Origin of the sequence: Ferrovum sp. (genome assembly GCF_027317285.1) — a bacterium.
GTDB lineage: Bacteria > Pseudomonadota > Gammaproteobacteria > Burkholderiales > Ferrovaceae > Ferrovum.
Genome location: NZ_DAHVHV010000052.1, coordinates 1 through 14587 on the forward strand (window position 1 = coordinate 1; position 14587 = coordinate 14587).

The 14587-nt window shown below is 57.6% G+C and carries 14 protein-coding genes and 1 pseudogene; 7 read left to right on the plus strand and 8 right to left on the minus strand.

Annotation, left to right across the window (positions count from 1 at the left end):
- The 7 genes from M6F29_RS09785 to M6F29_RS09815 form a co-directional block, all read right to left on the minus strand.
- The coding region (locus tag M6F29_RS09785; protein ID WP_298159156.1) for a hypothetical protein at positions 1-337 on the minus strand (337 nt) is incomplete at its 3' end.
- A 158-nt stretch (positions 338-495) separates the two neighbouring features.
- Positions 496-1227: a GAF domain-containing protein gene (locus M6F29_RS09790; protein ID WP_298159159.1), complete on the minus strand. Its 732-nt coding sequence runs from the start codon at positions 1225-1227 to the stop codon at positions 496-498.
- Positions 1228-1245: 18 nt separating this feature from the next.
- Entirely contained in the window at positions 1246-2328 is a 1083-nt protein-coding gene (locus M6F29_RS09795) for a nitroreductase family protein (protein WP_298159161.1), read from the minus strand.
- Between the two features lie 15 nt (positions 2329-2343).
- Positions 2344-3204, minus strand: a complete 861-nt coding sequence (locus M6F29_RS09800; RefSeq protein ID WP_298159165.1) for a ThiF family adenylyltransferase — start codon at positions 3202-3204, stop codon at positions 2344-2346.
- On the minus strand, positions 3204-4004 hold the full coding sequence (locus M6F29_RS09805; protein ID WP_298159168.1) for an N-acyl amino acid synthase FeeM domain-containing protein: 801 nt from the start codon (positions 4002-4004) through the stop codon (positions 3204-3206). Before M6F29_RS09805 ends, M6F29_RS09800 begins: the two co-directional genes overlap by 1 nt.
- A 139-nt stretch (positions 4005-4143) precedes the next feature.
- On the minus strand, positions 4144-4899 hold the full coding sequence (locus M6F29_RS09810; protein ID WP_298159171.1) for a YdcF family protein: 756 nt from the start codon (positions 4897-4899) through the stop codon (positions 4144-4146).
- A gap of 11 nt (positions 4900-4910) precedes the next feature.
- A complete protein-coding gene (locus M6F29_RS09815; protein ID WP_298159174.1) occupies positions 4911-6386 on the minus strand; it encodes a right-handed parallel beta-helix repeat-containing protein in 1476 nt (491 codons plus the stop codon).
- Between the two features lie 401 nt (positions 6387-6787).
- On the opposite strand from M6F29_RS09815, the gene M6F29_RS09820 reads away from it, so the two are divergent.
- The 7 genes from M6F29_RS09820 (at position 6788) to M6F29_RS09850 (ending at position 14256) form a co-directional block, all read left to right on the plus strand.
- On the plus strand, positions 6788-7942 hold the full coding sequence (locus M6F29_RS09820) for a Kelch repeat-containing protein (protein ID WP_298159177.1): 1155 nt from the start codon (positions 6788-6790) through the stop codon (positions 7940-7942).
- Positions 7943-8028: 86 nt separating this feature from the next.
- On the plus strand, positions 8029-9912 hold the full coding sequence (locus M6F29_RS09825; RefSeq protein WP_298159180.1) for an XrtA/PEP-CTERM system amidotransferase: 1884 nt from the start codon (positions 8029-8031) through the stop codon (positions 9910-9912).
- A gap of 3 nt (positions 9913-9915) precedes the next feature.
- Positions 9916-11124 carry a TIGR04063 family PEP-CTERM/XrtA system glycosyltransferase gene (locus M6F29_RS09830; protein WP_298159183.1) on the plus strand — a complete coding sequence of 403 codons (1209 nt, stop codon included), beginning with the start codon at positions 9916-9918 and terminating at the stop codon, positions 11122-11124.
- 5 nt (positions 11125-11129) lie between these two features.
- On the plus strand, positions 11130-12308 hold the full coding sequence (locus M6F29_RS09835) for a glycosyltransferase family 4 protein (RefSeq protein ID WP_298159186.1): 1179 nt from the start codon (positions 11130-11132) through the stop codon (positions 12306-12308).
- A 471-nt stretch (positions 12309-12779) separates the two neighbouring features.
- Positions 12780-12962: a hypothetical protein gene (locus tag M6F29_RS09840; protein WP_298159188.1), complete on the plus strand. Its 183-nt coding sequence runs from the start codon at positions 12780-12782 to the stop codon at positions 12960-12962.
- The gene (gene bcsQ, locus M6F29_RS09845; RefSeq protein WP_298159191.1) at positions 12959-13720 is read left to right on the plus strand and encodes a cellulose biosynthesis protein BcsQ; all 762 of its coding nucleotides are present in this window, start codon (positions 12959-12961) and stop codon (positions 13718-13720) included. Before M6F29_RS09840 ends, bcsQ begins: the two co-directional genes overlap by 4 nt.
- Positions 13717-14256 (plus strand): hypothetical protein, encoded by a 540-nt coding sequence (locus M6F29_RS09850; protein WP_298159194.1) that lies wholly within the window; start codon positions 13717-13719, stop codon positions 14254-14256. Before bcsQ ends, M6F29_RS09850 begins: the two co-directional genes overlap by 4 nt.
- Before the next feature lie 100 nt (positions 14257-14356).
- Here the strand turns inward: M6F29_RS09850 and M6F29_RS09855 are convergent.
- Positions 14357-14587 (minus strand): annotated as a pseudogene (locus M6F29_RS09855) (IS701 family transposase); the annotation flags it as partial.

Genomic DNA, 14587 nt, shown 5'->3' on the forward strand with positions numbered 1-14587 from the left:
TCCCTTGGAAATAGGCGGTCAGTTGCCCTCCGCCCAAAGGCAGGCTAACTCCACTATTCTTTTGGGTAATGTTGAACACCCCAACATCCGTAGAGGTGTAAATACCGGGAGTCGAAGTTGCGGTATTCGTTACATAACTTTCCCCATTGAAAGAAAGGTTATTGATACCTGTGTCCACCAACCCGGCCACACCACCATAACCTGGCATACCAGCCAGCGTGTTGAGGTTCAATTGCCAGTTTTGGACATCGATTCCGGCGGAAGCGTTGGAGGACATCCCCACCAACACTGCAGCCGTGGCTAAAGTCGCCAGAAGGGATTTTTTTTGAAGTTTCATGATTGACTCCGGTTGGTTGACTGTGATCAGGATTGCACCCATTTATAAGCACGAGTCATGCCAACATTCATATCTTGTTGATAATCATTGGAAACCAACTTTTAACCTCGGGCCCATTCTTCCAATGTGTAAAGTTTTCCGACACTATTGCCGGGTGATCAGCGCTCCCCCTTCCGCCCATCGCGCAATGAAGCACCCAGCCCTGAAATGATTTCCGTGGCCGCCATGATGATCTGCGTCGAGGCAAACCCCGCCCGGCGCAACTCCCGGTAAAAGGAGCGCGCCAACAGTTTGGCCAGTTTCCCCGGATCCTCCGCCGCTTTCACCATGGCATTCAGGTCCGGTCGATGGGTTTTTTCCAGGGCCATCGTGATGAAACTGGAGCGCAGAACGCCCCGCATCTGTACCAGTTGAATATCCCGTCCCACCAACAGTCCGGCGATGGTCAATGCCCGCAACTCCTGGGTATCGTACGCTTTCCCCAGCCCCCCCCGCACATTCACGATTCCCGCCACTTTTCCTTCCCGAAGCAACGGAACGGAAAGAAAACTCTTGCCCCGGTTCCGGGGATACCGGGCGTGCGAAAAGTAGGTCGACGTTTCGATGTTCTCGACCAGCAAAGGCTTTCCCGAGGCCAGCACGTGGCCGGCAATCCCTTCGCCCTGTCTGACCCTGTCCCGATAGGCCACGGCAGGAAGGTCGCCATAGTGGGCGCACAATTGCAATCCTTCCCCATCAAACACCATGGCCGAGGTTCCCTCAGCCTCGAACACCTCGGCCAGACGGGCGCACCATCGTTCCAGCAGGGGCGCCACCCCATGGAATACCTCTCCCCCATCGGGGATCCGGGCCAGTTTTTCCATAAGTTGTTCGGATCCTGTCGGTACCATGGCAGTTTCATTCTCCTTTCATGAGGTTCCAGGCCAGTGTAACCGAAGCAGGGGCAAACGTGTCGAGCGGGCCCGGGCGGGCGCCGAACACCCGATTCGCCCCATGAAAACCACCCGGTCGGCCTGCTCCCTTCCGCCCATCCGCCTGTCCAGGTGAGCGGCAATACGTTCGGCCTGCGGCTGCGCCTCTTTCCGGACGGACAGGGAGATCCCTTGAGTCGCGTAGCGCCTGAAAATGAGCGGAGTCATCTCGGGTTGTAATTGCAACCTCAACTGCGTCGCGGTCAGCCAGAAACGCTGGAGCGCTTTTCCTGCATCGATTTCGTCGCGCAAAGAGCGCGGAACCGCACCGGCCACCAGCGCAAAATGCGCCGCACAGGCCAATCCCGGAATGAAATCCAGACGGATCCGGGGAATCCAGGTCCCGGCCAAGTACCTGTTAAAAAAATCGACACGTTCCCAACTCACCATGGCCCAGCGCGTCAACCTGAGGGTCAGCGCATCCAGCCCGATGGCTTGATCGGGCACCCGGTCCTCGCTGAACTGCGCCCCCCACTGGATGATGTCGCGATGGACGGCGTAGGCTTCCGGAATCGTCAGGCGCAATTTTCCTGCCCGTGCGGTGAGTGAGGCAAATGCCCAACGCTGGGCAAAACCTTCAAACCATAACACCCGGTAGTTCGGCCCCACGGAGGATTCCAGAGCCTGTTTCTGTTCCGGAGTCAGAGGATCGAGACGATAGGGACGACGCTGGACGGAACGGAGCCTGATCATTTCCGCCAGAGGATCTTCTTCGAGAGATTCGGCCTCGAAAGTCACCTCGAAAACAGGTGCGGCTTCCAGACACCCCGCCCGTTCCACGATCCGGGTGGAAAAACCGAAACGGGTAGCGGCCAGGCGCATATTTTCCAGCAGCGCCCCCAGCGCCAGGTGGCTGGCCTGCCCTCCCAGATCATAGAGGCAATGGGTCCGCGTATCAAAACCATGAACATTGACCTGCCGGTCGGAGACGATTTCAAAACGCCAGGGTTGGGTATTGTCTCCACTCGGCGCCCATTTCGCCCACTCCAGAATTTCCTTGACCTGTTCTGCGGCTGCCATCCTGTCCTCGCCTGCTCATTCGTTGAGTTTTGCCAGTCGGCTTTCCGCGATCCGAAGTGCAATCCTCTGCAGCGGGTGGCGGTTTCCTCCCGGTCTCCAGGTACGAACCAGTTTGTTCCGGTAGGCATCGAACTGGTGACTGTATGGGGCTGCCCAGACTTTACCACGTCCCAGCAACATTTTTAGCGCCTCGGTGGCCGCCATGCCGGCACAGAGTTGACAGGCCATGAAGGTCGAAGGTCCCCGACGTTCCTTCAAACTCACGGAAGAGGGATCCACCAGATAGTCGAAATGCAGTCGGGCCGGCGCCAATCCCAACAAAAAGCGCAAGGCTTTGCCCTCGTCCGTCTCATTCCCCCAGCAAAAATACTCTTCGAAGGACATTCCCCCCGGCATGAAATTCACCACCGCCGCCCCCATTCCCAGGGGAGCAGCCGTCACCACGGGAATCCCGGCCCCGGCACAGGCATCGAAGGTCCTGTGGCGTGCTGAAAAAGCGAAGAAATCCAGCCCATCGACGTACACATCCACCCCGGAGAGAAAATCGGCCAGATTGGTCTCCGTCACCCCTTCGGGAAAGGTGCGAATCTCCAGTTCGGGGTTGATGTCCCGGGCCATTTCAGCCAGTACCTGAACCTTGGGGCGTCCCAGATGAGAAACCGTGGCGCCCACTTGGCGATTGAAATTATGGATTTCGAAAGTGTCGAAGTCGGCGATATGGAACTGCCCCACTCCCAACCGGGCCAGGGTCAGCAAGTGGTTCCCCCCCACGCCTCCCATGCCCGCGATGGCAATGCACTTGCCGGCCAGAGAAGCCTGCTCCTTCCGGGTCAACCAGCCTATGTTGCGCGAAAAGGCATCGGAATAACCAAACATCACGAAATGCTGGGGGAATCATAGGCCATCTGGCGAAGCCTGCCCAGGATCCCTTCGGAATCCTTGGCGGTCATCAGGTAGGGAAAAAGGGAACGATCCCCCACCGCTCTGTCCATCCTTCCCCCCACCTCCCGGATCCTGCGCCCCAGTTCCTCAAAGTCGATCAACAGGAGTACCGAGGGCGCATTCACCCGCGGGCAGATCCGCTCCGGTCCGACGAGGGTAAACCCGAGCATCTGTTCATAAAATCTTGCATGACGGGGATTGACCTCCAACAGCCCATCCGTACAGCTAAACAATCCGTAGGGATACAGATAGGCCACATGGAACAAACTGGCCAGCACCCGTTTGTTCCTGACCTGAGGATCCATGGCCAACCGATTGAACTCGCACAACACCTTGCCCTGGGCACGCAGGTCATCCAGCACGTCGTGATAACCGCAGTCCGCATAAAGGCCCAGGGGCGAATCGATCCCGACGGAAATCGTACCGATCACATCCGCATCATTGTCATATGCCAGCAAGGTGATCCGGTTGGGTTCGGTGCTGGTCGATGACGACAGATGCTTGTAGCCCCGCCACTCATACATCCGGTTGATCAGGATACTGGCCGATGCCTGACGTTCTTCCGTATTGGCCAAACGGATCCGATACTCATGAGACTGGGTGGAGAGGGGAACTGTATCGTCATTCTCCGGGAGGGCATAACTCATCGACGACAGGGACGAGGGAATCGAATCAAAAAAAGACGCTATGATATCGTCGTCACAGTCGTGCCCGACATCATACTTGGTGGCCATGAGATCATTCTCCCCAGAATGCTGTAATCCAACGATTATTTCGAACATCTCAAGCCCCCCACGCCCATTGACCATGCGTGGAGTATGGCCCCCCCAGTTTAAAATCCGCTTAACGCAAATTAAGGAATTCTTAAACCGACTATGACCCATCCGGTTTGATCCTGTCAAGCCAGATGTACCAAACTCTTCCCAGAACTTCATGGCAGAAGTAGTAAAAATTCTGCAACCCCGAAGGGCTGGGCAAGAAACTGAACCCATTGATGCTTTTCTCGTCGTATCCAGTCCCCGCCGGAACGACGGTCATCCCCAGACGCTCGAACTCGGGAACGGCCCGATTCAGATGCCAGGCATGACTCACCAGGTAGATCCGGGTGATTCCCGCTGCCTTCAGCAGGGGAACCGAATCCAGTGCATTTTCCCGGGTGGTCCTGGAGCGCGTTTCAATCCAGCGGACTGGAACCCCAAATTCATTCTCCAGCACGCTTTTCATGACCTGGCTTTCGGACACGCCCGACCGCCCCGGCCCGCCCCCTGAAACCAATATGGGTTTATGCCATCGACGGGCCAGCCATGCCCCGTACCGAATCCTCTCCAGAGTCAGGATTTTTGGAACGCGCCCCCCGTATTCGAGCCTGTTTCGAATCGTGCCGGCGGACAGGATGACGATGGCATCTGCCTCGTTGCCCTGCAGATTACGGTAGGGAGGCATGAGTTGGTACAGCAGAAAACTGCTGACCCAGGGGGTGGAAACGATCCAGAACAACGCCAGTCCACCCACTGCCAGCCAGGTACCCCGCCGCCGGTTTCCGCGCCGCATCGATCCCACCCCCCAAAGGATCGGCAACAGCAACACCAAAGGCGGCATGATCCATTCGGCAAGCCATCTCCAGGACATGCTCGAGGGCCTCAGGGCGCCAGGGTTTGCAGCGCGCCGGGATAAACCGGCGGGTGCTTCAACAACCTCACTTGACGGGGGGCCACGGGTTCGGCCCGCGGAACGAGATCGAACCCCGGAGCCAGCAGAGGGGAAGGGCTCTCATAGTGCAACTGTCCCTCTACCGGCGCCTCCAGCCGATAGTCCTGACGGAGCGGCCGGTAAAAGGCCTGCCAGTCTGCTGACCGGTCATTGAAAGAGACCAGTCCCGCCAGCACGTGGTATTCCCCATACCCCACCCGCAGATTGTTGACGGAAACCACCCGGACTCCCGCCTTGGGGACGCGCAGGAAAGCGCCGGCGCCTTCCTTGTCGTTCACCAGCGTATTGCTGGCCAGGTAGAGCGCATTGTCCGGCCCGGACATTCCCTCTTCCCCATAGGATATGACTGTGGAATTTTCCGTGTCCGTTCCCTGTTGAATGATGTTCCCCAGCACCAGCGCCGTACCCCCATTGGGCAAATCGAGTTCGTAACTGGCTCTTCCCTCCATTTCATCCGTCAGGCGATTGTAAAGAATGTCATTCCGGATCGCCCGGCTCTTGAACAGATGTCCCACATTGGCGTGGTGAAAGTAACTGGCCAACACCACCAGGGACTTCAGTTTGCCCACATAGAGATTGTGGGAGAAGCCATCCCCTGCCCCATTGTAGGCAAACTCGCTGTTCTCGATCACCAGGGAAGAATGTTCTTCATCCGAGGTCAACAGTCCGTTCTCGTTGGCAAAAAACAGACAATTACGAACCCAGAGGTCCCCTTTTTCGAAACGGATGCCTGCACCGTTACGGTCAGAGACCCGGGCATTCATGAAGTCGATGTTTTCAACCCGGATCCGACCGCCCCGGACGACCCAGATGGCTTTTCCTTCGGCGCTGCTGCCGTCCGCAAACAGGCGCGCATTGCCCCCCACCCCCTGGATGGTCAGATCATTCTGCCCCCATGAAGCCACCACATCCTCATGGTAGTCCCCGGCATCGATCTGGACGGTGTCCCCGTCCCGCGCCATGGAGGCAGCCACAGAAATACTTTTGATAGGTTCGGACGGACCCACATGAAGGACATGACGAACGGGCCCCGGCGGGACCAACCACCCATCGGGCAGATAGGGTTGGATCAACGCCTGTTCCTCTGCGCCCTGCGAGACGACCGGTCCCCATCGGGGAGGCGGCGGGGGAATCTGAAAAGGTTGAGCCGCCTGTGCCTGAAAGGCTGATTCGCCATCCCAGGCCCGAATCCCGGCAAACACCGGCGCCGTCCATTTTTCCAGACGGGGATGCCCCTCGACCCTGCGCTCCAGATAGTTCAGAATCTCGGCCACGCTATAGCCTGAGGCACGATACTCCACAAAAGCACCACCGACCCCCATCAATACCAACAACGCCCCCCCAAACAGGAGGAACTTCGTGGTTCTGTATCGGTAACGGCTGGATCTCGATCTTCGCTTGGCCATGGACTAAGTTCCCTGCAAAAAAATCACGCCGGACCGGCCTGGATCACCCGTCCCCTCCGTCAAATCCTGTCACTTCTCCAACCGTATTCATCTACAATGGCGAAAGTCATCGTACCCTGGGAAATTCATGTATGACACAGAGATTCCGGCTAAAAATTCTACAGGCATGCCCACTCTTTTTCCAACCACGATCTGATCGTTCGGGAAAATGGGGAAATGGTACACCTCTTTCCAGCCCACGGGTACTGCTTCTGGCTCTAGCCCTTTCTTCCTGTGGAGGGGGGGGAGGCGGATCAGCATCCACCCCCGCCCTTTCCCTCAGTGCGCTTCTGCCCTGGACCTGGATGGGGGGAAGTTCCACCCCCAACCAGTCATCCACAGCGACGACTCCCGGGGCTCGCATGAGTTCCGCCACCTGGACCGATTCCTCCGGCAACTTCTGGATGTTCGGGGGCGAAATTTCACCCAGCAGTGATGCCAATGATCTTTGGGTGTACAACCCGACCACGCACACATGGACCCAGGAAATTGCGCCTTCGCAAACAAATCTGCCAGGAGTTTACGGCACGCAAGGCACCGCCAGCCCCAGCAATCTTCCTGGCGCCAGAAACGATTCCGTGTCCTGGATCGATCTCTCAGGGAATTTATGGTTGTTTGGCGGTTATGGCTATGCTTCCACCAGCACTGCTGGTGATCTGAACGACCTGTGGGAATACGTCCCCACCAGCAAGACATGGACCTGGGTTGGAGGTTCCAACCTGATCAATCAATCTGGCAGTTATGGTGGTAACCCAGGGACCACTGGAACTCCTGGCTCACGCTTGGCCAGCGTTTCATGGACTGATTCGACGGGAAATTTGTGGTTATTCGGTGGAAAAGGGTATGCTTCCTCAGGTTCCACAGGAGAGTTGAACGATCTGTGGAAATACGCCCCCAGCGCTAAAACATGGACTTGGGTCAGTGGTTCCAGTTCCCCCAACCAACTATCGATGGGTACATCACCAGGCGCACGCCATGACAGTGTAGCCTGGATCGACTCGACGGGGAATCTGTGGTTGTTCGGAGGGGTCGGATATGGCCCTACCAATACCTTGGGAGAATTGAACGATCTGTGGAAATTCACCCCTACCAATAACACATGGACCCTGATCCGTTCCGGCAATCCCTTGAACCAGACTGGAAGTTATGGCAATTCCCAGACCCCCAGTTCCACCAATCTCCCCGGATCACGGGACAGTTCTGTGGCATGGACGGACACTTCTGGCAATTTATGGTTATTTGGGGGTTATGGCTATGATTCCACCGGTACCCTGGGAGAATTGAACGATCTGTGGAAATTCACCCTCAGCACCCAGCAGTGGACTTGGGTCAACGGGAGCAAGCTGGCCAATCAAATCGGCAGTTACGGTTCCCAACCGGGCACCCAGGGAATGCCGGGCGCACGTTACAGTGCCAATGCCTGGTTTTCAACTTCCGGATCCGGATCTTTATGGTTGTTCGGGGGACTGGAAGGCAGTACGAACTACCTGAACGACTTGTGGCAATATACGCCCTGATCCCGATTCACTGACCCCAAGGAAAAGCGGATGAACAGAAGCCCCGTCCAGAAGTCGATTTATGTCCGCCCCCGGAAAACTGCCTGATGTGCGGTCTGGTCGGAATCTTTGATACCCGAGGAAAATCCTCCCTCAGCCGAGAACTTCTGGACCGGATGAATGAAGCCCAATTCCATCGGGGCCCGGATGAAGGGGGCTTGCACCTGGAGCCTGGGGTGGGTTTGGGCCACCGTCGTCTGTCGATCATCGACCTCTCGTCGGGACAGCAACCGCTGTTCAATGAGGACCACAGCGTGGTGGTGGTCTTCAACGGTGAAATCTACAACTTTGTGGACCTCATGCCCGAGTTGCAGGCTCTGGGCCACACCTTCCGCACCCACTGCGACACCGAGGTCATCGTCCATGCCTGGGAAGAGTGGGGAGAAAACTGTGTCGAGCGTTTCCGGGGAATGTTCGCTTTTGCCCTGTGGGATCGCCCCCGTCAAAAGTTGTTTCTGGCCCGTGACCGACTGGGCGTCAAACCCCTCTTTTACAGCCTGCAACCCGATGGAAAATTCATCTTTTCCTCAGAACTCAAAGCCCTGCGCCTGTACCCCGGTTTTGACCCGACCCTCGACCCCTGCGCCGTGGAGGAATACTTTGCCTATGGGTATATCCCCGAACCCCGCACCATTTACCGGAACACCTTCAAGCTTCCCCCCGGCCATCATCTGACCCTTTCCCCCCATGCGCCGCTTCCCGCGCCGCACCGTTACTGGGACATCCCCTTCGCCCCCGTTCCCGTCACCTCGATGCAGGACATGCAGGCGGAACTGGTGGAACGCCTGCGCGAGGCCGTGCGCATTCGCCTGGTCTCCGAAGTGCCGTTGGGGGCCTTTTTATCCGGGGGCGTGGATTCCAGCGCCGTGGTTGCCCTGATGGCGGAACTGAGCACGGAGCCGGTCAATACCTGTTCCATTGCCTTTCAGGACCCCCGTTTCAACGAAGCGCCCTACGCCGAGCAAGTGGCCCGGCAGTACCATACCCGCCATCAGACCAGCGAAGTGGACCCCAATGATTTTTCCCTGGTGGATCAACTGGCCGCACTCTACGACGAACCCTATGCCGACAGTTCCGCGCTGCCCACCTACCGGGTCTGCGAACTGGCGCGCCGCTCCGTCACCGTGGCCCTGTCGGGGGATGGCGGCGATGAAAACCTGGCCGGGTACCGACGTTACCGCTTCCACATGGCAGAAGAAAAAATGCGGGCGCTCCTCCCCCTGGGGCTGCGCCGCCCCCTCTTCGGCGCCCTGGGCGCCCTGTACCCCAAGGCGGATTGGGCCCCCCGCATGTTCCGGGCCAAAAGCACGTTCGAAGCCCTCGCCCGGGATTCGGTGGAAGGGTATTTTCACAGCGTGTCCCTGCTGGGCGACCGCCTGCGCAACCAATTGTTCAGCCCCGCTTTCTCGGCCAACCTGCAGGGCTACCGAGCGGTGGAGGTGCTGAAAACCCATGCCCGGAATTCTCCCACCCAGGATCCCCTGTCTCTGGTTCAGTACCTGGACATCAAAACCTACCTGCCAGGCGACATCCTCACCAAAGTGGATCGCGCCAGCATGGCCCATGCCCTGGAGGTCCGCGAACCCCTGCTAGACCATCCCCTGATGGAATGGGTGTCGGGACTTCCCTCCGCCCTCAAACTGCACCAGGGCGAAGGCAAATACCTTCTCAAGAAAGCCCTGGAACCCTATCTGCCCCAGGACATCCTGTACCGTCAAAAAATGGGCTTCGCGGTGCCCCTGGCCAGTTGGTTCCGCGGCCCCTTGCGCGAAACGGTGCGCACCTCCGTGCTGGGTCCGCGCCTGATGGACTGCGGGATTTTCAACCCGACCTTCCTTACCCATCTGGTGGAGGAACACCAGGCAGGACGCCGCGATTACAGCGCGCCCCTCTGGTCGTTGCTCATGTTTGAATCTTTCCTGCGACTCTAGGCCATGCGCATTCTCCACATACTGGATCATTCCCTTCCCCTGCACAGCGGCTATACTTTTCGCACCCTGTCCATTCTCAAGGAACAGCGGGCATTGGGCTGGGAGACCTGCCACCTGACCAGCGAAAAGCAGACGGGCTGCACCGTGCCGGAAGAAATGGTGGACGGTTGGCATTTCTACCGCACGGCGGCGGGCGCACCGGGCAGACTCCCCCTGCTGAACCAGGTGGGGGTAATGAAGGGACTGGAGCGGCGGCTGCACGAGGTCATCGAAAAGACCCAACCGGACATCCTGCACGCCCATTCCCCCGTCCTGAACGCCCTCCCCGCCCTCAAGGTCGGTCGCCAATACCGGATCCCCGTGGTCTATGAAGTCCGTGCCTTCTGGGAGGATGCGGCCGTGGACCACGGCACCACGAAGGAAGGGAGCCTCCGTTACCGCCTCACCCGCGCCCTCGATACCCTGGCTTTCCGAAAAGTGGACGCCATCACCACGATCTGTGAAGGTCTGCGCCAGGACATCGTCAGCCGGGGGATTGCCGGGGACAAGGTCACCGTGATTCCCAATGCCGTGGACATCGCCCATTTTCCCCTGGGCGGCCCGCCCGATCCGGCGTTGCAAAAACACCTGGGGCTGGATGATGCCCAGGTGCTTGGATTCATTGGTTCCTTCTACGCCTACGAAGGGCTGTCCCTGCTGCTGGAGGCCCTGCCTCAGATCCTGACCATGCTCCCCCGGGCCCGCCTTCTTCTGGTGGGGGGAGGTCCCCAGGAAGAGGCTCTGAAGGCGCTGGCCCAACGCCTGAAGATAGCCGACAAGGTGGTATTTGCCGGTCGGGTGCCCCATCAGGAGGTCCACCGTTACTATGGCCTCATCGATGTACTGGTCTATCCCCGACTGTCCATGCGCCTGACCGAACTGGTCACGCCCCTCAAACCCCTGGAGGCCATGGCCCAGGGGAAATCCTTCATTGCCTCGGATGTGGGCGGGCATAAGGAACTCATCCAGCATGAAAAAACCGGGCTTCTCTTCAAGGCAGGCGACCCCCGGGACCTGACCCGCGCGGTTCATCGCCTGCTCACCGACCCCACGCTCCGGCATGGCCTGACCCTGGCCGGACGGAATTTCGTGGAAACCGAACGCACCTGGCAAAACAGCGTGCACCGTTACCTTCCCCTCTACCAACGGTTACTCGCCCATCCACGCCCCTGACGTCGATGCGCCTGCTTACCTTCAGTTCCCTCTACCCCAACGCCACCAAGCCCCACCATGGGATCTTTGTGGAAACACGCCTGCGCCAGTTACTGGATACCCAACCCGTCGAAGCCCGGGTCATGGCCCCGGTCCCCTGGTTTCCCTTCACCCATGAACGGTTTGGAGACTACGCCCGCCAGGCCCGCGTCCCCCAACGTGAAGTTCGGCGGGGCATTTCCATCGAACATCCCCGCTACCCCCTGATTCCCAAATTCGGAATGAACCTGGCCCCCTGGGGCATGGCCCTGGCCTGCTTGCCCCTGCTCAGAGCGCAAATCCGCCACGGACAGGATTTCGACCTGATCGATGCCCACTATTTCTACCCCGATGGCGTAGCCGCCACCCTGCTGGGCCGCTGGCTGAAGAAGCCCGTGCTCATCACCGCCCGGGGCAGCGACCTCAATCTCCTGCCCGATTACCCCATTCCCAGGGCCCTCATTCAAGGAGCCGCCCGTCACGCCGCCCACCTCATCACGGTTTCCGGGTCCCTCAGGCAGGCACTCGTTCATCTGGGCGTCGACGAACATAAAATCACCGTGCTGAGAAACGGGGTGGATCTGTCCCTGTTCCAGCCCTCGGAGCGGGATGAAACCCGCAAAAAACTGGGGATCCACGGCCCCCTGCTGGTCTCCGTGGGCCATCTGGTTTCGGGAAAGGGCCATGATCTGGTGGTTCGGGCGCTCGAATCCCTCCCCTCCTTCCACCTGCTCATCATCGGATCGGGCCCCGAGCAAAAAGCCCTTGAACACCTCGTCCAGGAACGGGGCCTCAGTGCCCGGGTGCAGTTCAAAACCCACATGCCCCAGGTCGAGCTGACCAGACATTACAGCGCAGCCGATGCCCTGGTGCTGGCCTCGTCCAGCGAAGGCTGGGCCAACGTCCTCCTGGAAGCCATGGCCTGCGGCACGCCCGTGGTCTCCACCGCAGTGGGCGGCAGCCCCGAACTGATCACCGAACCCTGTGCCGGCAGACTGGTCCAGGAACGCACCCCGGAGGCCCTCAGCCAGGCCATCACCGATCTCTTCAAGGCCCCGCCCGACCGGCAGGACACCCGGGAATTTGCCCGTCGTTTCAGTTGGGATGAAACCAGCGAAGGACAGATGGCCCTGTTCCAGAAAATCCTCACCCGCCCGTCCTTGTAGATCGCTGCCAGAATCCGCGCAAATCCGGCGGTGAGTGGTGCATTCAAAAAGCATATCTTGATCGATGGGTGAAACGAATTCGGAAAACAGCATCGATGTAATCCAGGACTGCTGTGTTTTCGGAAAACCTTTTCGTGCAGTAGCCGTGTTCGAAGTCCAAACCGGGAATTCACCGCTGGCTGGAGTCTGAAACAGACCACGCAAGCCGCCCTTCTGATTCCGATCAAGTGTCGGAATTCTTTACATCTCACTGTCCCCGCCTCCTTGCCTCTAATTTATAACAATATGTTATATATTAATTTTTTCTTACAACAGAATAAGTGGCACGGTTTGTGCTTAAAGTCTCCAGAAGAAAGGTTCCCTCGCCTGAGAGGCAGAACTATCCAGCCAGTCAAGAACTGCTTTTTAGGTGAGCGTACCGATGAATCACGAGATCAAGGCCGCAGCGCTGTGTGCGGTGGGAATAATGTCATGAAGTTACATGAGATAGAGTTGGCTCGGGTAGATATCGACGAGTTACATCAGTTTTGCAATGCGCCCTGGCGCTATCATGAAACGGGCATGAAGGAGAAATCCCAACATGCCCTTCAAGTTTGGCCAATGTTGAAGGAAATTCTCGATTTCTGGCAGCAGGCATCCCAGGAGGCTGGGTGAAAAAAATTTCCGTCATTGGTTTGGCCGGAGGCGTGGGAGTGACGACGGTGGTGGCACAGTTGTCTTACGCACTGGCGGCACAGCGTCAGCCGGTCCTGGCGATGGATCTGTCTTCAGACAACAGTTTGGCTGGCCATCTTGGCCTGGACCTGAGTGAGAGTGACGGGTTTGCAAGCAGAATTCTTCTGGGCAAGGATTGGAAGGATGCCAACTATCGAAATCCTCAGTTGATCGACTTCATTCCCTTTGGCTGCATTACCCGTGAGCAGGAAGGAAATTTTAATCAATGGATCGAACAGCGTTCTGACTGGTTGGAAACGGAATTGAATGCGCTGGAACTTCCCACGGGTACGACAGTGGTATTTGATGGTTCTCGTCTCGGTACTGCGTTGCAACTGCAGGCCGCATGCCAGTCCGACCAGGTGATCATGGTGCTCGATACAGGCTTGTCTTCACTGGTGCGGTTACGGCAGGTCGAGAATAAAATCCGTCTTTTTTCCTCACGCACCAAGGTTCATGCGTTACTCAATCGTTTCGATTCGGCCCTCAGGTTGGATCGGGATGTATTGTCGGTGCTTCGTGCAGAATGCGCCGACCTGGCCATTCGCGTGGTACTCCACAGGGATGAAGGGTTGCGCGAAGCTTATGCGCAACGAGGGGATATTTTTTCCAGGGCTCCCTCTTCCCAAGCAGCACGGGATTTTTTATCGTTGGCGACCTGGTTGACTGACCCAGAGCCAGAGCGGATCACGGCATGAGAGACGGACGAGACCGCACTCCTTTTCCCTGGGATGAATTCTTTCTGGCCAACGGTATCCGCGTCGATAATTGGGTGGTTTTTCTAAAAACCCTATTCTTCAACGAGTTGTCTGGTCATGCTGGTGGGGGGGAAATTTCGGACAACGTGGTTAACAATCCGTCGGTATTTGCAGGTTATTTCCCTCATATCGATTTTGAATCTTTCCACGCAGCAGATATTCTGAGACTCCCGTTGCAATTGCTCTGGCTGTTACTTTTGATCCTTCTCTCTTCCTTGAAAAAGGGATCATGGAAACCTTCCGAACCCAGAGTCACTGTTCCGGGCACAGCAACCATGGTTCAGTTTACGCGGAAGGGGTGGAATGGGGTGATCCACCGATGGGGGACATCATGGCAACGCGTATCGCAGTCCTGCGATGTTGCGATCCAAAAAGTATCTCTCATGATCGTCAGGCAGGAGAAGTGGATGGGACTCCTGGAATATCGTTCCGTCAGGCTGATTGTTTACAGTTTCGTTTTTATTACTGAACTTTAGACATACGCCTCTCCCAACCGTCCCGGATTTTTCCTGGTGGTGGGTGGGTCGAACACAAAAACAGGACGATTCGACCATGACAGACGGGAGGTTGTACGCCTCAACACTGCAATCGTTGATCCTGGGTGGGGAAAGGCATCACGAAATTCCCCGACTTCGGGTTGTAGGCATGGCGCACGGGAAGTCCGATAAATTGGATTCGCATCCACTGACCGAAAAGTCCCGCCGTAATCATTGTTCCCTTGCGCCAGGGCGCGATTTCCATCAACGGAAAGGATTCCCACAACTTCAGGGCGAGCAATTGCGTCAGGGCGTAGGCTGTGGAACGGAT